29 protein-coding genes are annotated in these 25,987 nt (G+C 34.9%); 3 read left to right on the forward strand and 26 right to left on the reverse strand.

Features of this window, described 5'->3' with window-relative positions; translation table 11 throughout:
* Positions 1 to 33: 33 nt before the first annotated feature.
* The gene (locus K332_RS0104895; protein WP_026906449.1) at positions 34 to 330 is read left to right on the forward strand and encodes a YtpI family protein; all 297 of its coding nucleotides are present in this window, start codon (positions 34 to 36) and stop codon (positions 328 to 330) included.
* A gap of 108 nt (positions 331 to 438) precedes the next feature.
* On the opposite strand, the gene K332_RS0104900 is transcribed toward K332_RS0104895, so the two are convergent.
* The 17 genes from K332_RS0104900 to K332_RS0104980 all read right to left on the reverse strand — a co-directional run bounded on the left by K332_RS0104900 (position 439) and on the right by K332_RS0104980 (position 16,492).
* Positions 439 to 1,746: a DRTGG domain-containing protein gene (locus tag K332_RS0104900; protein WP_026906450.1), complete on the reverse strand. Its 1,308-nt coding sequence runs from the start codon at positions 1,744 to 1,746 to the stop codon at positions 439 to 441.
* Positions 1,747 to 1,823: 77 nt separating this feature from the next.
* The gene (locus tag K332_RS0104905; protein ID WP_245604631.1) at positions 1,824 to 2,003 is read right to left on the reverse strand and encodes a hypothetical protein; all 180 of its coding nucleotides are present in this window, start codon (positions 2,001 to 2,003) and stop codon (positions 1,824 to 1,826) included.
* Between the two features lie 136 nt (positions 2,004 to 2,139).
* Positions 2,140 to 4,068 (reverse strand): hypothetical protein, encoded by a 1,929-nt coding sequence (locus tag K332_RS0104910; RefSeq protein WP_026906452.1) that lies wholly within the window; start codon positions 4,066 to 4,068, stop codon positions 2,140 to 2,142.
* Entirely contained in the window at positions 4,058 to 4,561 is a 504-nt protein-coding gene (locus K332_RS23190) for a PulJ/GspJ family protein (RefSeq protein WP_026906453.1), read from the reverse strand. The genes K332_RS0104910 and K332_RS23190 overlap by 11 nt, the downstream gene beginning before the upstream one ends.
* Positions 4,548 to 5,006: a type IV pilus modification PilV family protein gene (locus K332_RS0104920; RefSeq protein ID WP_026906454.1), complete on the reverse strand. Its 459-nt coding sequence runs from the start codon at positions 5,004 to 5,006 to the stop codon at positions 4,548 to 4,550. Before K332_RS0104920 ends, K332_RS23190 begins: the two co-directional genes overlap by 14 nt.
* Positions 5,007 to 5,105: 99 nt before the next feature.
* Positions 5,106 to 5,810, reverse strand: coding sequence for an HAD family hydrolase (locus tag K332_RS0104925; RefSeq protein WP_026906455.1), 705 nt, complete (start codon positions 5,808 to 5,810; stop codon positions 5,106 to 5,108).
* Positions 5,803 to 6,396, reverse strand: a complete 594-nt coding sequence (locus K332_RS0104930) for a PilN domain-containing protein (RefSeq protein WP_026906456.1) — start codon at positions 6,394 to 6,396, stop codon at positions 5,803 to 5,805. The genes K332_RS0104925 and K332_RS0104930 overlap by 8 nt, the downstream gene beginning before the upstream one ends.
* Positions 6,397 to 7,371 (reverse strand): type IV pilus biogenesis protein PilM, encoded by a 975-nt coding sequence (gene pilM / locus K332_RS0104935; protein WP_026906457.1) that lies wholly within the window; start codon positions 7,369 to 7,371, stop codon positions 6,397 to 6,399.
* Positions 7,372 to 7,515: 144 nt separating this feature from the next.
* Complete coding sequence (locus K332_RS0104940) at positions 7,516 to 7,962, reverse strand: type II secretion system protein (RefSeq protein ID WP_026906458.1); 447 nt, start codon at positions 7,960 to 7,962, stop codon at positions 7,516 to 7,518.
* A gap of 95 nt (positions 7,963 to 8,057) precedes the next feature.
* The gene (locus K332_RS0104945) at positions 8,058 to 9,269 is read right to left on the reverse strand and encodes a type II secretion system F family protein (protein ID WP_026906459.1); all 1,212 of its coding nucleotides are present in this window, start codon (positions 9,267 to 9,269) and stop codon (positions 8,058 to 8,060) included.
* A gap of 2 nt (positions 9,270 to 9,271) precedes the next feature.
* Positions 9,272 to 10,312 (reverse strand): type IV pilus twitching motility protein PilT, encoded by a 1,041-nt coding sequence (locus tag K332_RS0104950; protein WP_026906460.1) that lies wholly within the window; start codon positions 10,310 to 10,312, stop codon positions 9,272 to 9,274.
* Between the two features lie 11 nt (positions 10,313 to 10,323).
* Positions 10,324 to 11,979, reverse strand: coding sequence for a GspE/PulE family protein (locus tag K332_RS0104955; protein WP_026906461.1), 1,656 nt, complete (start codon positions 11,977 to 11,979; stop codon positions 10,324 to 10,326).
* 22 nt (positions 11,980 to 12,001) lie between these two features.
* The gene (locus tag K332_RS0104960) at positions 12,002 to 13,522 is read right to left on the reverse strand and encodes a G5 domain-containing protein (RefSeq protein WP_026906462.1); all 1,521 of its coding nucleotides are present in this window, start codon (positions 13,520 to 13,522) and stop codon (positions 12,002 to 12,004) included.
* 226 nt (positions 13,523 to 13,748) lie between these two features.
* Positions 13,749 to 14,501 carry a prepilin peptidase gene (locus tag K332_RS0104965; RefSeq protein WP_026906463.1) on the reverse strand — a complete coding sequence of 251 codons (753 nt, stop codon included), beginning with the start codon at positions 14,499 to 14,501 and terminating at the stop codon, positions 13,749 to 13,751.
* A gap of 201 nt (positions 14,502 to 14,702) precedes the next feature.
* A complete protein-coding gene (locus K332_RS0104970; RefSeq protein ID WP_026906464.1) occupies positions 14,703 to 14,909 on the reverse strand; it encodes a hypothetical protein in 207 nt (68 codons plus the stop codon).
* A gap of 31 nt (positions 14,910 to 14,940) precedes the next feature.
* Complete coding sequence (locus tag K332_RS0104975) at positions 14,941 to 15,621, reverse strand: metal-dependent hydrolase (RefSeq protein ID WP_026906465.1); 681 nt, start codon at positions 15,619 to 15,621, stop codon at positions 14,941 to 14,943.
* 205 nt (positions 15,622 to 15,826) lie between these two features.
* Positions 15,827 to 16,492, reverse strand: a complete 666-nt coding sequence (locus K332_RS0104980) for a PspA/IM30 family protein (protein WP_026906466.1) — start codon at positions 16,490 to 16,492, stop codon at positions 15,827 to 15,829.
* Positions 16,493 to 16,633: 141 nt separating this feature from the next.
* Between K332_RS0104980 and K332_RS0104985 the strand changes: the two genes are divergently transcribed.
* Positions 16,634 to 17,731, forward strand: coding sequence for a M24 family metallopeptidase (locus tag K332_RS0104985; protein WP_026906467.1), 1,098 nt, complete (start codon positions 16,634 to 16,636; stop codon positions 17,729 to 17,731).
* Positions 17,732 to 17,772: 41 nt separating this feature from the next.
* Here K332_RS0104985 and ald read toward each other — a convergent pair whose 3' ends face one another.
* Together ald and K332_RS24160 are read right to left on the reverse strand one after the other, a co-directional pair.
* Positions 17,773 to 18,888, reverse strand: a complete 1,116-nt coding sequence (gene ald, locus K332_RS0104990) for an alanine dehydrogenase (RefSeq protein ID WP_026906468.1) — start codon at positions 18,886 to 18,888, stop codon at positions 17,773 to 17,775.
* 139 nt (positions 18,889 to 19,027) lie between these two features.
* Positions 19,028 to 19,183: a hypothetical protein gene (locus K332_RS24160; protein ID WP_169727346.1), complete on the reverse strand. Its 156-nt coding sequence runs from the start codon at positions 19,181 to 19,183 to the stop codon at positions 19,028 to 19,030.
* A 119-nt stretch (positions 19,184 to 19,302) separates the two neighbouring features.
* Between K332_RS24160 and K332_RS0105000 the strand changes: the two genes are divergently transcribed.
* Complete coding sequence (locus tag K332_RS0105000) at positions 19,303 to 19,737, forward strand: universal stress protein (protein WP_026906469.1); 435 nt, start codon at positions 19,303 to 19,305, stop codon at positions 19,735 to 19,737.
* 157 nt (positions 19,738 to 19,894) lie between these two features.
* On the opposite strand, the gene K332_RS0105005 is transcribed toward K332_RS0105000, so the two are convergent.
* From K332_RS0105005 to thiI, 7 genes are all read right to left on the reverse strand, one after another.
* Positions 19,895 to 21,082 (reverse strand): acetate kinase, encoded by a 1,188-nt coding sequence (locus K332_RS0105005; RefSeq protein ID WP_026906470.1) that lies wholly within the window; start codon positions 21,080 to 21,082, stop codon positions 19,895 to 19,897.
* Between the two features lie 14 nt (positions 21,083 to 21,096).
* Entirely contained in the window at positions 21,097 to 22,080 is a 984-nt protein-coding gene (locus K332_RS0105010) for a class I SAM-dependent methyltransferase (protein ID WP_026906471.1), read from the reverse strand.
* 319 nt (positions 22,081 to 22,399) lie between these two features.
* Positions 22,400 to 22,900, reverse strand: coding sequence for a thiol peroxidase (tpx, locus tag K332_RS0105015; protein WP_026906472.1), 501 nt, complete (start codon positions 22,898 to 22,900; stop codon positions 22,400 to 22,402).
* An 83-nt stretch (positions 22,901 to 22,983) separates the two neighbouring features.
* On the reverse strand, positions 22,984 to 23,613 hold the full coding sequence (gene ytfJ / locus K332_RS0105020; RefSeq protein ID WP_026906473.1) for a GerW family sporulation protein: 630 nt from the start codon (positions 23,611 to 23,613) through the stop codon (positions 22,984 to 22,986).
* Positions 23,614 to 23,633: 20 nt separating this feature from the next.
* Positions 23,634 to 24,242 (reverse strand): DUF2953 domain-containing protein, encoded by a 609-nt coding sequence (locus K332_RS0105025; RefSeq protein ID WP_026906474.1) that lies wholly within the window; start codon positions 24,240 to 24,242, stop codon positions 23,634 to 23,636.
* 144 nt (positions 24,243 to 24,386) lie between these two features.
* Positions 24,387 to 24,596 carry an alpha/beta-type small acid-soluble spore protein gene (locus K332_RS0105030; protein ID WP_026906475.1) on the reverse strand — a complete coding sequence of 70 codons (210 nt, stop codon included), beginning with the start codon at positions 24,594 to 24,596 and terminating at the stop codon, positions 24,387 to 24,389.
* Between the two features lie 185 nt (positions 24,597 to 24,781).
* Entirely contained in the window at positions 24,782 to 25,984 is a 1,203-nt protein-coding gene (thiI, locus tag K332_RS0105035) for a tRNA uracil 4-sulfurtransferase ThiI (protein WP_026906476.1), read from the reverse strand.
* Positions 25,985 to 25,987: the final 3 nt, after the last annotated feature.

Raw genomic sequence — 25,987 nt, forward strand, 5'->3', positions numbered from 1 at the left:
TTTTATTGATTAGGAGTAGATTTTATGGATTTTATGGTTATTTTTCCAATTATTATTGTCCTATCCGCTGTTATGTACATATATTATAAGGTTGCAATCCTCAGGACAAAGGATGGGTTAACTCAAAGCTATTTTAATGCAAAATCTAGAATTTGCCTTGGTTTATTTTTATTCACTTTTGGAATAAACCAATATGTATTCTATCAAACAAAGATTTCTTTATTTATTGGTATTCTCTTTATCCTTCTTGGTGGTATGCAGCTTGTAAGAGGCACCCGAGAAACGAAGCATTATCGTAATGAATGGAAAAGATTAAATCCAGCTGACTAGCTTTTACTAGTCAGCTTTTTTTATGTTTCTAGTCGAGTCCAAGTCCAGAATGAATACACTAAACATACACTTCCAGATTGGACGACATTTGTTATACGCAATCATCTACTACCTATCAATAATTTGTGCCATTAATAGGGCTTTTCCTACTAATTTTTTCTCATTGTACATTTCTACATCTATTTTAGCATAGATGCGCCCGGTTTCGATGATGTTCGGTTTAATAATTATATTCGAGTCAATTGGAACTGGTTTGATGAAGTAGACGGTAATATTTTCGACTACTAGATCACCTTTTTTCAATCGGAGTAATAAGCGACTGCTTGCTTCAGTAATTAGTGAAGTAAATACTCCTGGGGATAAAGTTCCCAACTGATTTGTCATTTGTGGAATAACCTTGGCACGATAGATGGTTTTGTCATTTTCAGAGGATTCCACATTGTTTTTTACTATATCATCAATCGTTTCCCCTATTTGAGGTTGGCGTTGGATTTGCTGTAATGCTTTTAGCACGTCCTGCCTTGAAACAATCCCTTTTAGTACCGACGATTCATCAACCACAGGTACTAGTTCAATTCCTTCCCATACCATCATATGTCCTACAGATGCCAAAGAAGTTTTAGATTGTACGACAATCGGATTCTTCGTCATAACTTTATCAATTGGATAATCCTTCTCTTTTCCAATTATATCTTTAGATGTTACCATTCCAACAACACGGTCTTTTCCATCTAATACAGGAAATCTAGAATGAGTAGATTTTTCATTAATCTCATACCAATCCTTAACCTGATCACCTACTTGTAAGTAATGCGCATTTTCAGCAGGTGTACAAATATCGCCAACTAATACAATTTCTTTCTTTATTAGCTGATCATAGATAGCCCGGTTAATCATAGCCGCTACAGTAAATGTATCATAACTTGTTGAAATAATCGGAAGCTCTTTTTCATCAGCAAGTTTCTTAATATAATCTTCCGTATCAAATCCACCAGTGATTAATACAGCTGCCCCCTCATTAAGAGCTAACTCATGGGCTTTTACCCTATTACCTATAATTAGTAATGACCCAGCTTCTGTATAACGCATCATTGCCTCTAATTGCATTGCACCAATTACAAATTTATTAAGCGTTTTATGGAGTCCCTCGCGTCCTCCAAGTACTTGTCCATCTACAATATTGATGACCTCAGCAAAAGTAAGTCTCTCAAAGTTTTCTTTCTTCTTTCGTTCTATACGAATAGTACCAACCCGTTCAATCGTACTAACCAAGCCAATATTCTCCGCTTCCTTAATAGCGCGATACGCTGTACCATCACTTACATTTAAATCCTTCGCAATTTGTCTAACTGAGATTTTGCTCCCTACAGACAATGAAATGATATGTTGAATAATTTGTTCATGTTTAGTCGCCATCTAAGTCACCAACTTCCAACTGTACTAGTCTAGTTTTGTAACTATATTATACAGTTGAATCGCTTGATACTCAATGTTTAACGATCTGTCTGTCTAACTTGAGCATACTCCTGTTCCATAACTGGTGGCTCTGACATTTTCAATAGTGTTGCAAAGTTCGCTCCAAATACTAATACAAAAAATACTAACCAAGCGCCCCAAAAGAGCATTTCTAATTGTGAACTTGCCTGCGGTATTAGTGGCCAGGCGAAGTACATGAAGAATGCTGCTAGTAGTAGGCGTAGGAATGCATAGTGTCTTATGATAATCCCCTCCTTTATATAAATTTATGAAGGAATATAAAAATAATCACTAAAAAACCACAAACAGATATCTACTGTTTGTAGTTTTTGGTTAAGAATTATTATCTCGATCAATTAGTTGTGGTGGCTCTACATTATAGATAATCGGTTCAGAAAATGTTAATTCTGAAAAGCGTCCAACGATACCTGGATTATAGATAACACTTAAGCGAGAGTTTAAATTCAAATTCTGGCTTTGTGCATAACATGAATCATTAACTAGGCTATATCCTGATTCACAATAATAATATCTATCCCATCCCCTAGTTGGATTCTTAACTTTTCCTCTTACAGCATTAAGGACTATTCTACGAGCTGAGATACCTCCGGTAATTTCGATGTTAGAACCTACACCATACATTTCAAAAACATCATTTGAATAAAAATATCCGTGGATGCGACTTGGGGTATCCTGATTAACACTATTATTTGATATATCGATTGCCTTATCAGCAAAAATAATTAAAGATCCTGTATCACCATTTTGAAGACTTTTTCCATTGATAACTGTATTTTGAATAGAAACCTTACCCTTTACATACATGATTACGTCTACACTTGCATTTGCACCCTTTATTGTTAAATCACCATTCACATATATCTCTCTGCCTTGAAGTTCTATGTCGTCATAGTCATTAGGATTATAACTACTCGTTTCGTTACCTATAGTTAAGTCCCCACCAACATACATGATTTCAGAAACATTCAATTTATTATCTCCACTAATCTTAACATCACGATTTTCCCTAGTGGCAAATCGTTTAAATGAATTATTTCCACGTAAATTTATTGTACCATTGCTTTCATTAATTATTTGTTCATACTCTGCACAAACTTCTACTTCATACGTCTTCCATCCCCAATTCCAAGGCCAGGGACCAATCCATACAAATTGTTCTTCGTATTCAGTCTTCCATTTTACACAACTACCATTCGTAATACTACCAGTATACGCATAGACTTTACTATTACTATAATTTGTATTTGTAAAAGTTGATTGCTGTATCTTTCTTACATCTACGTCATTTACCCAATCATTAGATGCCTCTATTTTACTTTTTACATTAATTTGATCCCTTATTGGCTCCCGGTTAACAATTTCAGGTGCAACGCTAAAGGCATTCGATAAGTTATTTGTAGCATTACTATATCCACTACTGTTAAAGTTAAGAAGTTTAATGTGGTCGGAATAATCCTTGTTACCAGTAAATGTATATATTTCTTTTCCTAGAACAACTTTTGCTTTTCCATTACTACTTTCAGAATCAGAATAAATTGCGGGTCTAATCGAACCAATCCAATAATCATTCCAGTCATCCTTATCCTGATCTACTCTCCCCTGCCTTGCTATACCTTGATTCGTAGTAATAATATTCCCGTCAACTTTCAAATCTCCTTTAACTTCAATGCCTCCATGAAGAAATAAATTCCCTTCCCCTGGTATATCATCACAATTATCCATACAATGTGAACCAATAGCATAATTTAAAGCATCTGGGACAGCTTGAGCACCAATTATCATTGTTGAAACCATTTCCTTTTCTGTACCATCCACTATACCTAAACTTTTAAATTCTACTTTTTGCCGTGTTGGAACTTCTTGCCCTGCCTCATTAATATCTTTATGATGTTTATTTACACAAACATCATAATTACCTGTAACAGAATTAATATTATGTAGTATAGGTTCGTTATCACAAGATAAACTATCCAACAATTCATCTAGAACCACTATAAAATCATCCTGTGGTATTCCGTCCCCAATTTTCTCTTTTAAATCAGTAGAGATATAATTTGCAATATGATCCAAACCTTTTTGGGACAATGCAGTAGCTTGCTGATTATCTTCTCTTACATCATTTTTAGACACACCCGACATCGTAATAGTAATTAATGAAACAATCATAATACTAAACAAAACACCTATTAGGACTGCAAGTAACAATGTATACCCTTGTTCAACTTTCATTTTAGGTTTCATCGTTCCCCACCTCCCACAATGTGTCGTTTATAATCCCAATTTCACTGATAGTTTCTAATGTTTGATTGCTATCTTTTATTTTAAGTACTAACCTAATTCGGTAACGGTCTTTACTAATTTCTACTATTTGAGTATTTGATAATAGTTGAATGTTAGCATCCGACAGGTTAATTTTTCTATTTCTAATAAAGACAGTATTATTTATAAAACCTATCTTTTCATCATTTTCTAAAACAAAATAATAATTATCAGTTCCATTTTCCGGTAAATAACTATTTTTGATTTCACTATTCTTAAGAGGATATAGTTCATTAATTAAGGAAGCAATAATCAAATCTGCTTCATCACGTAAAGCTGATTCGTCTTTCACACGGTCATAAGTTGAAAAACCACTAATTAATAATGAATAACCAATTACACCAATTATCGAAGTTAAAACAATAGCAGCTAATAACTCTACAAGAGTTTCACCGCGTTCGTTATCCATTCCCATAGCTGACATACCCTTCTACTTTATGCCTTATATTTTCCTCAGGTAGTTCTATCGTAACAATTACTTCAACTAACTCCATTACTTTTTCCTCAGAACTTTGATTCACATATAATGTTAACCTATACTCCTTATCATTTAAGAGAATACTATATAGACTATTACAATGTTCCGGTTCACAATAATCGTAACTAAACGTTTGTTTAAGATTAACATCTTCTGGTACATTGAAGTAGGATAATGGATCTACCTTGATACGTTCAATGGTCGCAGTAGCAAGATTAATAGCAACAAGACGATCATTATTAGATACAGCTACTTTATTTGTGAAAGTAATTAAGTTAAATGTTCCAATGAGAATAATAGAAATGATAACAAGTGATGCCATAACTTCCACAAGTGTAAAACCACTCTCTTCTTTTTTACGAATCACTGTTTTCAAATACATTTGATAGCCCCTTACTTTTGCGTTTTAAAAAGAGGTACTTCTTAGTAAAACTAATACATTCATTAAAAAGAAAACCGTAATCAACAATAGACTACGATTTTAATTCTCGAAAAAGAAAGTCGTTACACTTACCTCAGAAGTAATAGTTTCAGCTTCTTCATCTATAACTAATTCTCTCTCTGCTGGCTTTTGAAAATCCATACTTGTAACAGTCATCAATCGTTCCTGTTTTTCAATTTGATTAATAAACTGTTGAAAATGATCATAATCAGGGGAAGTTACACTAAAACTAACCGTGATTACTTGCAGATTTCCAGGGATTTCCTCAAATATCATAGTATCTTCCTGAGTAGTTTCAGCCACATCTGAATCTGTTTCCAATTCATTATCAGACTCCTCTACAGCTTCTGTTCCATTCTCCGCCTCATATTCAGTTGCTTCTTGCTCTCGTTGCGGGGCAGAGCCACCATAAGAAAAGCTAATATTATCAAACCTACTCCCACTAACAAATTCAATCTCTTGAAGAGTAAGGATTAAATCCTCTATTTCAGGATTAAGCGGTAATTTATTTTCTAATAAATAGTTATCAACATCTAATTCTTCTCCTGAATTATTCTCTGCATTACTAATTTCTATTTGAAGAACTTGATTATCATTTTCCAATGTTCCGGATTGGTGCTCCCGAGTTTTTAATTCTTTACTAGCCGGTTGAAAGAAGAAAAAGTAAGCCACAATGAGTAATAAGAATAATAAACCTAGTAGTAGAAAGAAGGACTTCTTGTTTTCTTGGAATATGTTATTCATGTCCTTCTCCCTCCTGAATCATAAATTGCTCATCTACCTCAATAGTAATGTTCACTGTATAACGAGGGATGGTACTATAAATTTCCTCATTATCATCCTGCGCATCACCCAACTCAAAAGTATTCATTGTATTAACTTGTACATTTTTAATATAATCTGAACTATTTAAATCTTCCACATAATCAGCGGCAGCCGTCATTGTTTCAAATTGCGTTTCTATTTGTACGCTTTGATAATTGTAAGCATAATTACTTAAATAACCATGCTCAGGTAAAAGCACAAGCAGCTCATCAATGAAATTTGAAGTTGGAATAATTTGTTGTTCTACAAATGTAGCCACTTTTTCAAATACATCTGTTTCATCACCTGTATCAAGATTATTTATTCGTTGCTCTAATATTGTTTTCTCTTGTTCTAATTGGCTTATATTCCGATTAACTTCATTTAAATCACTTTTTGCATTCAAATAAAAATAAATAAGAGCACTAAATAATAATAAGCATATTATTAAACCGCTTAAAAAAATAATATAGTGGACAGAGCTCTGTCGTTCAATTTTCGGTAATAGGTTAATTTCTGGAAGCATCTAATGTATCTCCTTTAATGCAAGTCCAAGAGCAGGAATATATTTTGACTCTACTTCTTTGTCCTTTTTCTCTAACAAAACACCTTTCAATAGTTGAACAGGAATTTCAAATCGTTCATTAACTTTTTGGTAAAAACTCTTTAATTCAGGATGATCCCCTAAAAGAATAATTTCATCCACCATTTTTTCCCCTTTTTGTATAGAGAACCGATAAAAGTTCATAATCCGCTCTAACTCAGAAATTTGATCTTCAAGAATTCCAGTAACAAAGTCCGCATCTTCCTTGAAAACTAATTCTCCTGTTTCTCCGCGATTTATTAAATGGAGATCCAGATTTTGAAAACGCAAAAATTCTATGTCATGATTTCTAAAAATACTTAAATTAATGGAAGTGGCATTTAATTCTACAAATAAATACACTTTTTCCCGATTTACTTTTGTAGTATGGTGGAAATACCGATAAATCCCAAGAGCTAAAACATCCGCTGCAACAGGCTTAAGAGAGACATCAGCTAGAATCTCTGTATACTTAACCAATTCTTCCCTCGGAGCTGCAAAAAAAGTACCCATTCGAATATCATTTTCCAACCTAACGTTTTCATTGTAATGTACGTCAAAAACAGGATTCTTAAAAGGAAGATGTAAACTTTTCCCAATCTCCACCTTAAAAAAATCATGGATATCTTTATCCCTTAAATCAGCGGGAAACTCTACCTGTCTCATGATAACAAGAGAATTCGGGACATAAAAGCGAACGTGTCGGTGCTTGATTACCAATTCCTTAACCAAATCTTTCATGTATTCAAAAAAGCCAATTTCATCTATAATTTTACCGTTTTCAATTAAACCATAGGGGATTACCCTTTCTTCCATTATTTTAATTGATGAAATGTTATTTGATCCATTACTTTCAATTAATCGCATAACATAGTCTTCTATATCGATATTTATTACTTTGGTCGGTCTACCAAACATAAAACTTCACCACCCTGTTGTAAGTTAGGATAAAAGTAGTAATTCTTTTAACCAAATCATTATGTAATAATAAAATAATAAAATGGTTAAAAGAATTACTATTCTTCCTGTCTTTCTTAACCAGGAAGAATAGTAATCATAGAGTTAATCGCAAAGGGAATCCCTATCACCTGATTTAATATCTTCTTCACTATTATCTATACTACATCCTTCACCGTTTAAAGTTACTGAGTATGAAACGCCACCCTCATCGCCGACTGTTTTAGTTACAGTACCTGAGTAATCTGTATCATCCCAAGGACTTACTAGAGCATCTAAAAATCCTCCTTTCACCAGATCAGTACTCGTAACAGTACCGCTACCACCTGTTAGGGGGATGTCATTCCCAGAAGCTTCATACAATTTAGCTGATGAGATTAATTGTTGAGCGTTAGCAATATGAGCATCTTGTCTTGAATTCTCCATTACATTCCCAATCGCAACAAACGCAATAGCCCCAACAATAGCCAAAATAACAATAACCGCAAGTAACTCAACTAACGTTAAACCTCTTTCATCTTTCTTAAGTAGTTGTAACCATTTTTTCAACATACACATTACCTCCATTTTTATGTTTATTAGATAATTTATAAAATCAAAATCCCATTGTCCTGTTTGTACCCCCACCTCCTTACATACCTTTCTTACTAAATTTCTTGATAAATAGAAAACATTGGAACCATAATCGCAATTACAATAAACCCAACGACACCAGCTAGAACAACAATCATTAATGGTTCAATTAGGGACTTAAGCGTGTCCACAGTTCGATCCACATCTTCCTCATAAAAGTCTGCTACTTTTGAAAGCATCAAATCAAGCTGACCACTCTGTTCCCCAATTGCGATCATTTGTGTAACTAATGGAGGAAAGACCCAGCTTTTCTTTAGAGGTTCTGATAATGGTCTCCCCTTTTCTAAGCTTTCACGAGAGGCAAGTATTACTCTCCCAATTACTGGGTTCCCAACGACTTTCTCTACAATAGTCAGAGCTTGCAAAATTGGGACAGAACTGGAGACTAAAGAAGACAATGTCCTTGTCATTCTTGCAATTGCTGATTTTTGAAGTAGCTTACCAAAAATCGGAAATTTAAATAGTAAAAAATGAACGGTATAATTAAACTTTTTGTCATTCTTATAAAAAAGCATGAAGACGATAACGATTATCGCTATAATTAATAGACCTAACCACCAGGAATGCTGAATAAATTCACTCATTCCCATAACCATTTTCGTTACAAGTGGTAATTCTCCACCAAAAGTTTCAAAAGTAGAAGTTATACTTGGTACAATGGATACCATCATGAATATAACCACTGCAACAATAATTACGGACAACACAGCAGGATAAGCCATGGTGGATTCTACTTTTTTCTTAATATTATTTTGCTTTTCAAAGTAAACAGCCAGTCTATCCAATGTATCGTCAATATTACCTGTTGCTTCTCCTGCCCGAATCATATTTACAAATAGTGATGGAAAAGCCTTCTGTTGCTTTTCTGCTGCCTCCGAAAATGCTAGTCCTTCTTTAAGTTCAGTTTCAACGGCATAAAGTGCTTTCTTTAATCCTTTGCTTTCGGTTTGCTCAGCCAAAATATTCGTTGCTTCCACAATCGAAATACCCGCTCGAATTAATGTAGCAAATTGTCTACAATAAATAACAAAGTCCTGACTTTTTACTTTATTTACGCCTATTGATATATCACGATTAAATATCGTTGCCTTTGTTTCGGTCACTTCGCGGGGACTAATTCCCTTTTCACGAATTTCTGTTATAGCCTGGGAACGTGAAACACTCTCAATCGTCCCCTTTTTTAATATTCCTTTTGGAGTTCGTCCAACATATTTATATACTGGCATGATTAATCACCTGCAATGTAAAGCATTTCTTGTGCATCATCAGGGTTGATAATACCTTGTTCTAATAAGCTTTTGACTGACGTCTCCAATGTATGCATTCCAGCAGCACGTGACGTCTGAATTATATTATTTACCTGATCTACTTTTTCATTTCGAATTAAATTAGCCACAGATGGTAAATTGACTAGTATTTCTGTTGCTGCTACTCGGCCTGAACCATCCGCTTTTGGAAGAAGTCGTTGTGAAATTATTCCTGCTAGCACGGAGGCTAATTGAATTCTAATCTGACTTTGCTGATGTGGTGGAAATACATCAATAATTCGATTGATTGTTTGAGTTGCACTATTTGTATGTAGTGTTGCTAAAACAAGATGGCCTGTCTCAGCAGCGGTTAGTGCCGTTGATATGGTTGTATGATCTCTCATTTCCCCAACCAAAATGATATCTGGATCTTGTCTTAAAGCTGCACGTAATCCATTCGCGAAACTCTCTGTGTCTTTTCCTACTTCTCTTTGGTTGATAATGGATTTCTGATGGTTATGCACAAATTCAATTGGATCCTCTAATGTAATAATATGTTTCGCCTTATAGCGGTTGACATAATCAATCATGGAAGCAAGTGTAGTTGACTTCCCAGAACCTGTTGGACCAGTAACTAGTATTAACCCGTGAGTCTTTATCGCCAATTGTTGTAGAATTTTGGGCATTTGTAACTGTTCCATAGAAGGAATATCTTTCGGGATAACCCGTGCAACAATACTTATATTTCCTAATTGATGGAAAATATTTATCCGGAAACGAGATACGTTCTCCAGACTATAAGAACTATCAATTTCACCAACGCTAACAAGATTGTCCCATTCTGACTCAGATAAAAGCTCTCTCGCCAGAACTTCCGTATCGTTACTAGTCAAGACATCTTCACCATATGGTGTTAATTTGCCATTAATCCTTAATATAGGACGTGAATTAACGGTAATATGTAAATCAGATGCTTCATGGAAATAGGCTTTATTTAGTAATTCATTAATCTCGTATGGCATAGCTTAACCTCCTAATTCGATGAAACAACTCGTAATACTTCCTCTGTTGTCGTTAGCCCTTGGGCAACTTTTTGAAGACCATCATCTAAAAGAAATAACATTCCGTTTTCCTTCACATAATGAAGAATTTCACTTCGAGTTCCTGTGTTTAAAATAAAGCGGCGGATTTCTTCATCAATTGGTAGAACTTCATGAATCGCAAGTCTTCCTCTATAACCGGTCATTCCACAGCTTGGACAACCTTTACCTCTTGTAACAGTTGTTACTTCCATATTTGCATTAGCAAACAATTGCCTCTCTCGCTCTGCTGGTTTAACCTTTTCACCACAATCTTTGCAAATTTTTCTAACCAACCGTTGCCCAACTATTCCGTTTAAAGAGGAAGAGAGTAAGAAAGGCTCTACTCCCATATCAATTAATCGTGTTAAGGCATCAACGGCACTATTCGTATGAAGTGTACTTAATACAAGATGTCCAGTTAGTGATGCACGGACTGCAATTTGTGCTGTTTCAAAGTCACGAATTTCACCAATCATGATAATATCAGGGTCTTGCCGTAATATAGACCGCAAACCAGCCGCAAAGGTCATTCCAATTTCTTCTTTTACTTGGATCTGATTAATTCCAGCCAGTTGATATTCAACCGGGTCCTCTATCGTAATAATGTTTACCTCTTCCCGATTTAAACGATTTAATGCTGCATATAAGGTAGAAGATTTTCCAGATCCAGTTGGCCCGGTAATTAAGATAATTCCATTTGGCTTTTCAATCATCTGCTTGAAACTAGCCAAATTAGAATCTGTAAATCCTAATCTCGTTATATCGTTTAGTGCATTACCAATATCAAGTATCCGCATCACCACTTTTTCACCAAAAATAGACGGGAGTGTGGAAACACGTATATCTACTTGTCGATGGTTGATTTCCAGTTTTACCCGACCATCCTGTGGCATTCTACTTTCGGTAATATTAAGATTACTAATAATCTTAATCCTAGCAATCAACATGCTTTGCATATATTTCGGTAACGTACGCTCCGTTCGTAACACACCATCAACCCGGTAGCGAACCCTAAGTTCTCCTTCTTGTGGATCAAAGTGGATATCACTTGCCTTTTGTGCAGCAGCGTTCGTAATTATTTGATTGACCAAACGTACAATTGGAGAATCCTCATCGGTTATACCCGTTTCATCAATCGCCTCTTGTGGAGCATAATCCCCCATCAATTCCTCAATGGATTCCTGTAGATCATAATGCTTGGTAATTGTCCGATAGATAGAATCTTTCGTTGCTATACCAGGAGTTATTTGAAGTCCTGTTGCTATTCTTAATTCTTCTATAGCAAAGTAATCCATTGGATCTGCCATGGCTACAAATAGTTTATTTCCTTCTATCCGAAGTGGCATAAGAAGATATCGTTTGGCAAGATCCTTAGGCACTAAATTTACAACATCTTCGTCAATTGTATATTGATAGAGATTGACATGTGGTATGCCTAATTGAAATTCTAGTACTTCAATCAATTGCTGTTCCGTAATGTATCCTTCTCTTAGAAGTGCATCTCCCAATTTTTCATCAGGTGATTTTTCAGAAAGTGTTCTAGCTAATTGTTCCTCTGTTAATAACTCTGCATTGACGAGTAAATCCCCTAATCTTTTCCTTACCATGATTGAACACCTCAATTTAAGGTTATTTTACATAGATTTGTTCCTCTTCTTCACTATCTTGATTTTGATTATCTTCATTCTTTATACCTTCATTAGTATCAGGCGGATTATTCGAAGCCCACATTAGTCGTAACAATTGCAACTGATTGTTATCTAGACTTTCAATACAACTTCTAATTTCTTCGTTCTCAGCTTCAACATAATATGAATTCAATTCACCTTTTTCCGCTTCCATACCCGCACAGTATGCAGAGACAAAATTATAAAAATCTAGCGAACCTTCTTGATTACCTTCTGAAACATTCCCTAAATCCAATTCATTGCCTTCGTTAGTACCTGGGTTTTCATTTTGTAGGAAATTGTCAAAATCAGAAATATCGTTTTCCCCTTCTAGTGAACCAATACTAGTACCATTTTCAGTTAACATTCCACTACTAATTGGTAGTAAGACAATTTTTGGTTCCGGTGGATAAAAATCTCTACTAACTAATTTTTCTTCGCCTTGTTCTGTTCGATAGACCTCAACTTCCAATCCAGAAACGCCTTCTTGGATTGTTCTACTTGTTCCCGGACTTAAACCTTTGCTATATCGATATACCGTTCTAGGCTGAACTTCACTTACATTTTTAACGTGATAACTTAGAGCATCCTCCGGCACAAATGACTCTAACTTTATATGTAATTGATTTGCATCCAGTACCAACCCTAGCGTGTAAGAATCAACATTTGGATTGTAGAAAATAAAATCCTTATCTACTTTTGGATTTATACTAACCTCAATGCCAGGCTCTGCGTAAACAGGAATACTCCCTTGTGAATAACGTTCCAACACCGTCAAATTGCTTTGTAGCACTACAGAATATAGTCCTGAAGCAATTAAGTTAATCTCAGGTAGTTCCGTATCAGTAATAGGTGACAAAGCTTCTGAAACTGAGAATATTTCTTCTGATTTAATTGACCATCCATTTAACTGAGAAATTAAATTATTTAATGTAGGATTTGAGAGTTCACTTGGAATAGTGATGGATGTTTCCGCAACTATAGCTAGTTGTTGATTTCGATCCACAGCATATTCAATTTCAACTATATGATCATCTAAATTACTAGCAATTGTGCTTGCTCTAGTTAATGTTGAATGAATATCAACATAAGTTGGCAAATTGGTTAGTTCTGTATTATTTTTTTCAACTTCCACGACTAGTGGTTGAACAACATTTGACTTTTTAACAAGAGGAATCCACCCCTTTGTTCTAGCTTGTAATTGGTTTAATGTTGTATCAATATCAAAATGAAATATAGAACGTGGAATAGCTACCTCTTCATGTTCACTTTGTGCAAATAAAAATTCTTCTGTTTTCCAGATATTAATTTTTTCATGTAACAATGCACTTGCATCTTTCTTACTCATGCCCTCCACAAGAACACCGGCAACTTGTGTGCCTTTTGGATACTTAGTTAACCCTTGAAAAGCTAAGAATCCTAGGAAAACAGCAACAATCAATGATAAAAGGCTAAGAATAACTGTTTTTTTCGACACCATCATGGAAAAAATCCACCTTTTCGAGTGATGAACATAGTATATTTCAACTAGTTAAAGATATTCAAACGTAGTAGTTTATAACTATATAAAAAGCATAATCTATTACTCTATCACTATAGTGATAGAGTAATATTGGTTCTTTAGTCTTATGTTCATAGTATCAACACCAAAACAGCACTGTCAACATAATTCTACATTTTTTACAAACTTATCAGAATTTTTTCTGTAATTAAATTAAACTAAAGTAAAAATGAAGGATAGGATCAGAAAAGAAGTATGTAATTAGAGTGGCAATAATAATATAAGGTCCAAAAGGCACAGGTTGCTTTCTTTTTATTATTCCGATTAACATAAAGAAAATACCGAATACCGACCCTAATAAACAGGCTATGAAGAAGGTTAGGAGTACTTTTGGCAAACCTAATACTAATCCCAGTAATCCAAAGAGTTTCATATCTCCTGCCCCCATCCCGCCTCGACTGACGATTATAATAAGGGCAATCATACTAAATCCTACTACTGCACCAGCAATGGGCGACCACCACGGTTCAATAGGACGAAAAATATTTAAAACAATAAAAAAGGGCAAGAAGAATAAAAGAACTTTGTTTGGAATAATCATATATTTTATATCCGAGACAACTAAAATCATAGAGAGTGAAATAAGTAGTAGTGCTTTGATTAATTCCAATGTAAATCCTAATTGGACATAGCTATAAGAGAATAGGAATCCAGTTAACAATTCCATAAAGGGATAAATAAATGAAATCTTTTCCGCGCAATGTCGACATTTCCCTCCCTGAATTAAATATGAAACTACCGGTATTAACTCATACCAGGACAACTGATGGCGACATACTGGACATATAGACCGGTCATTTGAAAAAGGTATACCTTTAGGCAAACGCAATCCTACAACATTAAAAAATGAACCAAATACCATTCCGACTACAAATAAGAAGCCTATTGCAAAAATTTCCATAATTTTACCTCCTTCGACATAAACTTAGTAGATTATATCATTTAATAGTAAAAACAACTATTTAAAATTTTCAATATGGGAAAAATTATGTTCACTTTTAAAAATACCTTTTAATTGTTCTTTAAAATAATAAACAGCCTAACCCTATAATAGAGTTAAAGGCTGTATAAAGTTTACTCTTCTATTAATTATGTCATCTCTTTACTTATAGTAACCAAATATACTTAATGCAAATACCCCAATAATGACTATAATTACCCCTGTAATAAAGAAGATAATCGCAGTCTTCTTCTCCTTCGTCTCTAACCATGCAGCAACAGTTACAATAATCGTAAAGATGAACCCAAAAAATATCGAAGCTAACGGATTGGTTGGTTGAATGAAATCATTCCAACTAAGAAAATCCATTCATTCACTCCTTTATTATCTTAGTAACTTCTTACAATACTAACTCATTACCAGGATGCATAACCTCTCCTTTTCCTGTACGTACCTTTTGAACAAATTCCTCAGGATTCTGTTCAATAACTGGGAAAGTATTATAATGTATAGGTACCACTATTTTTGCATCAATCCAATCTGCCGCAACTAAAGCATCTTCAGGCCCCATTGTAAAATTATCCCCGATTGGAATAAAAGCAATTTCAATATCATTCATTTCGCCATACATCTTTAAATCCGTAAATAATGCGGTATCACCTAAGTGGTAAATTGTTTTATCTTCAACAGTTAATAGTATTCCCGATGGCATTCCAGTATAGACCATTGTTCCATCTTCTTCCGTGAATGCAGAACCATGGAATGCTTGAGTAAACTTCACCTTTCCAAAGTCAAACATATGAGACCCACCGATATGCATTCCATGCGACTTGATACCTTTTGATACCATATAATCAGAAAGCTCATTTGGTGCAATGACTATCGCATTGTTACGTTTCGCAATTTCAAATGTATCCCCAACATGATCATTATGTCCATGTGTTAACAGTATGTAATCTGCTTTTACTTCCTCCGCTTTTAAATCACATAAGCTATTACCTGTGATAAATGGATCAATTAAAATCGTATACTTTCCTGTTTCAACCTTTACTACAGAATGCCCATGATATGATACCTTCATAAAAATCATCCCTCCAAAAATAAGTTTATTATTATAGATTCTACATGTACACAAATATTCCTTTCAAATCATTAGAAAAAATAACATATTCGCTCATTCTTTAGCGAGTGTATTAGTTTTTCTACACGCGCATAATGTAAATATACTTTTCTTTCTACTAAAAAAAAGACAGCATCTAATTAAAATGCTGTCTTTCCACCTCGATTTACTCTTTACCCATTGCTTCTTTCAAAGCTGCTAACTCATCATCAACATCCGAATCTAATTTTCTAAATTCATCATCTAATGTTCGACTTTGTGTAGATAAATCCTCGCTTGTTTCTGCTTCCGCTTCAAAGCGAAGAACTTTTTCTTCCATTCTTTCAAAGCCACGTCTTGATTCATCGCCACCTATGGAAGACATGCTACGGTTAATCTTCGTACGTGTTTTCGCAGACTCCGCACGAGCTTTTAAAGAATCTTTCTTAAGATTCATTTCTTGGTATTCTTTCTTCATTTCATCAAGCTTACTCTTTAGAATTTCAGAGTCATTTTTAGCTTGCTCATAGGATTGTTGTAGTAATACTGCTTGGTTCTCGTATTCTTTCTTTTCCTGTAATGCACGCTTTGCAAGCTCATCTTCTCCTGCTACAACAGCCTTTTCAGCTTGGGCCTGTCTTTTATCTACCATGCTTTGAGCATCTTCTGCTTTACGCTTAAGGATTTTTTCATTAGCAATTTGCTTCGCTACTGCTGCTTCGGCTTCTCTAATATCTTCTCCCATATCACGCAAGAATTGATCCAGCATTTTAACAGGATCTTCCGCTTTATCTAACATTGCATTGAGTTCTGAACTAACTACTGTCTTCATTCGTTTGAAAAACTTAAACATAATAGGTTCCCTCCAACTAATTTAATTTTTGTAACACGTTTACCTATAATACGATAATAAAACAAAATGGTTTCAAAAAATTCTCTTGTTGTACAATTTTTTTTGAAAAGTTTATAATGAGTAATAAAAGAGGTGATATATATGTCTACAAGAATTAAAACATTATTAGACGAACTTAACAAACAGCAACTAGATAGCATATTGGTTACTTCTCCAGCAAACATCTATTATTTAAGTAACTATTATACTGATCCACACGAGCGGGTTGTTGCTATTTACGTTACAACACATCATGATCCAATTATGATCTTACCAGCTATGGAAACTGAAGATGCAAAAGCAGCTGGCTGGAATTATTCTATGATTGATTATCATGACCATGAGGATCCTTGGGAATTATTCCTAGCATTTCTGAAAAAGTCAGGAAAAATACCTGCTGCACTCGGTGTAGAAGAAGACAATCTTACATTAAGTCGCTACAACAGCATAAAAGGAATCCTACCAGAAACAGAAGTAAAGCAGGCACAAGAACTTTTAGCATCATTACGAGTAATTAAAAATCATCAAGAATATGAATTACTTAAAAAAGCAGCTGAGCTTGCAGACTTTGGTGTTCAAACGGGAGTAAATGCACTAAAAGAAGGAATTACCGAACTTGAAGTTATCGCTGAGATTGAATATGAGCTCAAAAAACAAGGAGTACAAGCCATGTCGTTCTCTACAATGGTCTTGTTTGGGAAGAAAGCTGCATCTCCACATGGCACACCAGGTTCTGCTAAATTACAGCCTGGCGATATGGTGCTATTCGACCTTGGGGTAATATATGAAGGGTATTGTTCTGACATTACAAGGACGGTTGCCTTTAAATCTGTAAATGATGAACAAGAGAAAATTTATCAGACAGTACTTGAAGGACAATTAAAAGCAATTGAAGTATCACAGCTTGGTACAGCGGTTGGTAATATCGATAAAGCTGCACGTGACCATATTGAAGCAAATGGCTTTGGAAAATACTTTAATCACAGAATTGGACATGGATTGGGTATTGAAACACATGAATATCCTTCCCTTCATGGAAAGAACACACTTCCATTAGAGAAAGGGATGTGTTATACAATCGAGCCAGGAATCTATGTTCCACAAATTGCTGGGGTTCGGATTGAAGATATGATATTTGTAACAGAAAATGGTGCGGAAGTATTAACTAAGTTTCCAAAAGAATTACAAATTGTAGAATAACATAAATGAGGCAGACTTATTAATGAAGTCTGCCTCTATTATTAGCCTAATAATTCTTCTGACTTTCTATGTTCTAATCCATGTGATAATGCAACGGCTTCATAAGTTACATACCCATCCAATGTATTAAGTCCCTTTAATAATGCAGGATTACTCAAACACGCTTGTGCATATCCTTTAGTAGCAATTTGAAGTGCATACGGTACGGTTACATTCGTTAAGCCAATTGTTGCGGTACGTGGTACCCCACCAGGCATATTGGCAACAGAATAGTGAAGCACACCATGCTTTGTAAAAGTTGGATTATCATGTGTTGTGATACGATCACTTGTTTCAAAAATACCACCTTGGTCAATCGCAACGTCCACAATAACAGAACCCTCAGACATCTGTTTAACCATTTCCTCGGTTACAAGTTTTGGTGCTTTAGCCCCTGGAATTAAAACGGCACCAATAACTAAATCAGATTGTGCAACACATTCTGCAATATTCATTGGATTCGACATCATCGTATTAACCTTAGATCCAAAGACATCATCTAAATAACGAAGTCTTTCTGGACTTAAATCTAATATAGTTACATTTGCTCCTAAACCAACAGCTATTTTTGCTGCATTAGTACCAACTACTCCTCCCCCAATAACGGTTACATTTGCACGTCTAACACCAGGAATTGCCGCGAGCAATATCCCTTTTCCGCCCTTAGATTTCTCAAGGAATTGCGCACCAATTTGTGCGGCCATTCGACCAGCAACTTCACTCATTGGTGTAAGTAATGGAAGAGTTCGATTTTCCAACTGAACAGTTTCGTAAGCTATACCAACTACTTTTTTCTCTAGTAGCACACGCGTTAATTCTGGTTCTGCAGCTAAGTGTAAGTATGTAAATAATATTTGCCCCTCATAGAAATAATCATATTCCTCTGGTAGCGGCTCCTTAACCTTCATCACCATTTCTTGTTCCCATGCTTCTTTTGCAGAATTAACAATTACTGCACCAGTTTGAGTGTATTGCTCATCAGTAAAACCTGATCCAAGACCAGCATCTGTTTCTACATAAACCTCATGCCCTGCGCTTGTTAAAGTTAGTACTCCAGCTGGTGTGATTGCTACCCTATTTTCATTATTCTTTATCTCTTTTGGAACCCCTATTTTCATAATTACACCATCCCCTCTAAATATGAAAGCACTTACATTGTACCAAAAAGTGTAATAATATACACTATTTTAAGCATATCGAAAAAACCAATAACAATCTACCCCAATTTTAGGGGAGATTGTTTTGGTTACATTAATACTATGCCTTTCTATTATTAAAGGTCCAAATACCCTTGTTATTATGCAATTGATCTTCAACTACGCCACTTTGGTAACTTTCAAAAAGTTGGTTTTTTACCGCGGAAACACCACTTGGATCTTCAAACAATTTATGTTGATCCTTTTTCTTTGCCATGCTACTCACCTCCCATTCATAGTTTGTGCTAAAATTGTAAAGAAAAGCGTGTTTACTTTTACCAATTGTAAGCGTTTTTATAATATAATAAGAGTAGATAATGAAAGGGGAGATTTCAAATGAATTTCGAGTACAAAAATATTGTGGTAGCAATTGATGGTTCAGGAGCAGCTGAAATAGCTTTTAATAAAGCCATTGATATTGTAAAGCGCAATCATGCACACCTTATTATTGCACATGTTGTAGATTTTCGTACCTTTGCATACGCAGAGGCATATGATGGTTCATTATCTGAACAGGCTGAAGCATATGCAAAAGATTTAGTGAATGACTCTGTTGAAAAAGCAAAAGAAAAAGGAATCAGTCAAATCTCCCATTGTATCGAATATGGTTCTCCTAAAGTAAAAATCGCGAAGGACATCGCTCAGAAGTTTAATGCTGATTTAATTATTTGTGGAGCAACTGGTATGAATGCAGTTGAACGATTCTTAATTGGTAGTGTTTCTGAGAGTATAACTAGGTATGCAGCTTGTGATGTATTAGTGGTTAGATAAATTAAGGCATTGTATAGGTCTATACTCCAGCAAGAATTTTTAGTTCGCTTGAGTTCATACTGTAGCTTATAATGACTCCAACAAAAATTATAACTTAGTGATAATTTCTCGATAAAAAAGGTTTTGATATGTAAATTCATATCAAAACCTTTTTCCATTAGTTTGTAAGACGAATAACGTCTCTTGCAATCATAACTTCTTCATTTGTAGGAATTACGATTACTTTAACTGGTGAGTGTGGATAGCTAATAAATGACTCTTTTCCTCTTGCTGCATGGTTTAATGTTGGATCCCAGTAAATACCCATAAATTCTAATCCGTTTAGCACTTTAGCTCGGATGACATCACTGTTTTCTCCAACTCCAGCCGTGAAAACAACTGCATCGATGCCAGACATTCTTGCAGCATAAGATCCAATATATTTATGAATTCTTCCTGCGAATACATCTAGTGCAAGCTCTGCACGATTATTTGTTTCAGCTTGTTGCTCGATATCTCTTAGATCACTAGAGAATCCTGACAATGCAAGCATACCACTTTCCTTGTTAAGCACGTCTACTACTTCCTCAGCAGTCTTACCTGTCTTTTCCATAATATAAGGAATTAATGCAGGGTCAATATTCCCCGAACGTGTACCCATTGTTACACCAGCAAGTGGTGTGAATCCCATAGATGTATCCATGGATTCGCCACCTTTAATAGCAGCAATACTTGCACCATTACCTAAATGACAAGATATTAAGCGTAAGTCTTCCACGGGTCTATTCATCAATTCTGCTGCACGTCCTGAAACATATTTATGAGACGTACCGTGGAAACCATATTTTCGGATTCCGTATTTTTCATAGTATTCATATGGAAGACTGTATAGATAGGACTTCGGCTTCATGGTTTGATGGAATGCTGTATCAAACACAGCTACCATCGGTATATTTGGTAGAACATCCCTGAATGCTCGAATCCCTGTTAAGTTAGCTGGATTATGCAATGGTGCAAGTTCAGATACTTCTTCAATATCTTTAATTACTTGATCTGTAATCACAACAGAATCACTAAATTTCTCACCACCATGAACAACTCGGTGACCAACAGCATCAATTTCATCCAAAGATTGGATAACGCCAGATGTTGTAAGTTTTTCAAGTAAAAGCTTTACAGCCACTTCATGATCAGGAATATCAGTTACATTTTTATCTTTATTTTCATTTATTTCAATGGTAAATACCGCTTCAGGTAATCCGATTCGTTCAACAAGCCCCTTAGCTTTTACAGTTTCTTCAGGCATTTGGATTAGTTGAAACTTTAATGATGAACTTCCTGCATTTATTGCTAATACGTTAGTCATGATGTACACTCCTGTTATTTATTATAATTTTTAAACCAATCATTCATTTTACCTAGAACATCTTCCATAGCATGTGTGTTTTTCAATGATGGAAGTTGAACTAACAAAGGTTGCTTAGGTCCCTCAGTATTTTTCCCCTTCTTCTGCAAGATTAATATACATTTCGCATTTTTCTTAGACTTAAATGCACTTTCAGGGAGTTGAATGACACCAATTATATGTGCGTTTTTTTGAAGATACGTATGAAGTTTATCTGAATCTTTCCCATCAAATATAAAATTCGGAACCATTAATACTAAATAACCACCTGGGTTAGTATAATTCATACTTTGTTCCAAAAAGAGATGGTGTGCAAAAGAATGACCCTCATCCGCTTTTAACTCAAAATTTGCAGCACGGATATCATCAGGGTAAAATCCTACCGGTAAATCAGAAACAATTAAATCAACCGGATCTAATAAAAATGGTCGTAAGCTATCCTGATGGAAATATTCAACTGATACTTTTTGTAAATTAGCACTAACTACACCCAATTGAATTAATGTTGGATCTACTTCACTAGCATATGCTTGTGTTGATTTATCTAACTGAGTAATTACTGTGGTTAAAAGGTTTCCAGTTCCAGCGGCTGGGTCAAAGACTCGAATGCTTTGATAATGGTTCATTAGCTTTTGAGCTAAATAGCCAACAATCAATGCTATAGCCTCTGGAGTAATCATATGTTGTTGTTGAGTCGTATCCTTCATACCTTTTAAAACGGAAAATTGAATCGCCTTCCGAATTTCCTCAGGCTGATAATCATCAAGTTTAATTCGTTCTAATGCTGTATGTAGTTTATGAGTAAGAATATCATCCATCGATTCCTCGGCACCTTGGAAAAATAATGTTTCCATAGCGATAACAAGACTATCTAAATAAGTCTCATTTAGGTGCTGTTCAACAATTTGGGTTGTCTCATCTAACCATTCAAACAAGAATTCAACTTTTGTTTTCTCCATATAACTCCTCCGTTCATTCAAAGCTATATTGTATCAAAAACTGAGGGTACTTTACAAAAATAATGATTACAAAAATCAATTTAAATTATTAAGAATCATCACTAATCTGTCTTTCTGATGAACTTCACACTAAGTTAAATGATACGATTGGTCACAACTACAGTTTTTGAACTTTACCAAACTATATAGGAAAAAACAAAAAACGCTTGGGCAGATTAGTATACTGACCAAGCGTTAAATCTGTTAAATGGTTTGTTAACTAGAGCTTCAGATTTTCTCCTCTATTTTGAGGCTAAGTATTAGGGGAGTATCAAGCATCTTATTGAGCATTTTTTGCAGCTTCTAGCGCTTTATCATAGTCAGGATGATTCGTAACTTCACTAACATATTCTGCATATGTAACTTTATCATTAGAATCAACCACAAAAATAGAACGGGCTAATAAGCGTAACTCTTTAATTAAGACACCAAACTTCTCTCCAAAGTCTGCATCACGATGATCTGAAAGCATTTCTAAGGTTTCAACTTGATTCACTTCACGCCAACGCTTTTGTGCAAAAGGAAGATCCATACTAATTGTTATAATTTGTACATTATCTAGTTTCTTTGCCTCTTCATTAAATCGGTTCGTCTGAATAGAGCAAACTCCAGTATCAATAGAAGGTACTACACTAATTAATTTGATTTTACCTTTATAGTCTGAAAGTGATTTTTCCTCTAAATCATTAGAAACTGCTTTAAATTCTGGGGCATTATCTCCAACTTTTAACTCAGTACCTAATAATGTAACCGGCTTTTCACCAAATGTAACGTTTGCCATATTATTCCTCCTAATATTTGAATTACCTCTATTATAGACAAACAAAAAGGCGATTTCCAAGAATTGAATCGCCTAGTATTATGTTAAATATCGTAAATAGATGGAGATTCATCTGAATCTGATTTTCCTTCATCATCAGATTCCTTCTTTTTATCAGACTTTTTATCCTCGTTTTTCTTACTCTCTGAATCCTTTTTTTTATCCGTATCTTTTTCCTGTTCTTTTTCCTTGCCTGGCTCCTGCTCTTTCCCCTTTTCCTTTCCTTTCCCTTGGGAACTCTCCCCTTTACTTCCTTTTCCATTACTATTTTCTTTTAATATTTGTTGAATTTTTTCAACTGCCTTTGGTGCAGCGTCAATTAACTTCTCATAAATATGGATACTCTCATCAAGATGAACCATTTTAATGCCCTTTGGACTAACAATTAGAAATGCTACTGGAGTAATAGATACACCTCCACCACTACCACCACCAAATGGAAATACGGCCTCACTACTATTACTTCCACCACTATCATCTTGTGAACTAGAGCCACCACTTGGCATAAATTCAGTTCCTCCAGCCGCAAAACCAAAACCAACTTTTGAAACTGGGATAATTACACTTCCATCCGGAGATTCAACTGGGTCACCAATAATAGTATTTACTTCAATCATATCTTTTAAATTTTCCATTGCCGTTGTCATTAGGCCTTGAATTGGATGTTCTTCCATAATAATCCTCCTTCAAACATTTAAATATATGCTTCTTCTTTAACAGCAAAACTACGTAACAGTTGCATAGCTATATGGATAGCTTTTCCTAATCGAATAGTTACAATGCAATCAACTTCAGAATAAATTCCCTTTTGTTGGAAATGAGGAATAACCGAAACTTTTGGTTGAACTTTCATCTCAGTTTGTTGAAAAAGAAAACCAATCATTGCTCCTTTTAGAGTCCATACTCCACCAGTTAGGGTGCCAGTACTACTTGCATCACCAGTTCCAAATTGAGTAATCCATTTAAGTTCATGAATTGAAATACTTTTTATGAAAAGCATGAGCATATGTACAATATCTCTTAGTTGTTTTGTTAATTTGTTAAATATCTTCTTCAGATTAAAGTCTTTGTCCACTTTACTATTACTATAGTCATGAAGATAATCGATAAGTTGTGTTTCGTCTATGGTATATTCATTTATATTTATTTTTCGATGAATTACTCTTACTTTCATATAATAAACTTGAACTGTAACATGATGATTGTTTTTTTGAAAGCAATATTTCAATCTTATTTTTACGTTAAATAAGAGAAGGAGCAAACTAAGAATTAATAATATACCTATAGCAATAAACCATACCATATTTCCATCTCCAAGATTTAATAATGGTAGTTTGCCACAAGTTTCCAATTTTATGCAAAGAGAAAAAGCGTTTTAAAAAATATGATAGGGCTATTCTCTCTGTGTGAGAATAGCCCAAGCCATTTAAACCTATTTACTTTTTAGTTATCCGTTATATCCACCAAATTGTTGTTCAGCCATTTGAACTAAACGCTTAGTGATTTCTCCACCAACTGAACCGTTAGCACGAGAAGTTGTATCTGCACCAAGATTAACGCCAAACTCATTTGCAATTTCATACTTCATTTGGTCTAGTGCTTGTTGTGCACCAGGTACTACCAATTGGTTTGAATTGCCGCTATTGTTGTTTGCCATGGTATTTCACCTCCTTGGTACGCTTATATTGCGCGAAATGGAGGTGATTCATTCATTATTATTGTTGGAAAGTGTTGGAATTGCTTTGTATCCTTTCAAGTAGTCTCCTTATATTTGACTCGCTTAGTGTAAAATTTGGGTAAACTTTCCCAATCTGTCAAACGAAAACTCACAAAAACCTATCTTTAAAACAATCCCTCAAATGCGTCCTCTTCTTTTTTCTTATCAGTTATTTTAATTACTTCGATTCCTTCTATTGCTTCTTGGATCAGGTCTTCGTAATTGAATTTAGATTCGAAGTAGTTTACTCGGTCACGTTTCGGTTTTGTTTTTGGCGCTTTTGGTACGAAGATTGTACAACAGTCTTCATATGGTCTAATGGAAATATCAAATGTATCTATTGCTTTTGAAATTTCTATTATTTCATCCTTGTCCATGGTTACGAGTGGTCTAATTATAGGATAGTTGGTAACCTCATTAATCGTATTCATGCTTGTCATTGTTTGGCTAGCCACTTGACCTAAATTTTCTCCTGTTGTAAGGGAAAGAATTCCTTCTTTTTGGCAAACTCTTTCACTTACACGAAGCATCATCCGTCTCATTACAGTCATTCCGTATCCATCAGGAGTTTCTTGGAATATCTTTTGTTGTAATTTTGTAAAAGGAACAACATGTACTTTTACACTTGTTCCAAACTTGGTGAGCTTTTCTGCTAGGTCTAGTACCTTTTGTTTTGCTCGATCACTAGTAAATGGTGGTGATTCAAAATGGATTGCTTCTATCTGTACTCCGCGTTTCATTGCAAGATAACCTGCAACTGGACTATCAATTCCACCGGATAAAAGTAATAATGTCTTATCAGATGTTCCAACTGGAAGTCCCCCTGCACCACGAACTACACCGGATGTAATATAGGTTGCTTCACCACGGATTTCCACTCTCACCTCTACATCTGGATGATGTACATCAACTGTAATAGACTCTGTATTACTAAGAAGATGTCCCCCAATAATTTGGTTTAGTTCATGAGTGCGAACAGGAAAACCTTTATTGATTCGTTTTACAGCTACTTTAAAAGTACGAATATTTTCAGCATTTGTTAAAGCATATAATGCTGCTTCTTTAATTTTTTCAAGTTCATTCTCTACTTTAATAGCAAGACTTAAGCTATGAATTCCAAATACATTCTTAACCTGGTCCATAATTGGCTGTGGATCACTACCATTAAGAAGAACAAACATTCTTCCTTGTGTTCTCTTTACTTTTGCATCTGGAAACGCAGTTAACTTCTGCTGGATATTTTGTTGTAGTTTCTCAATAAACTTTTTGCGATTTTTCCCTTTAAGGGATAATTCACCATAGCGAATTAAAATATGATCATATTCCATAAT

The organism is Paucisalibacillus globulus DSM 18846, assembly GCF_000482485.1.
GTDB lineage: Bacteria > Bacillota > Bacilli > Bacillales > Amphibacillaceae > Ornithinibacillus > Ornithinibacillus globulus.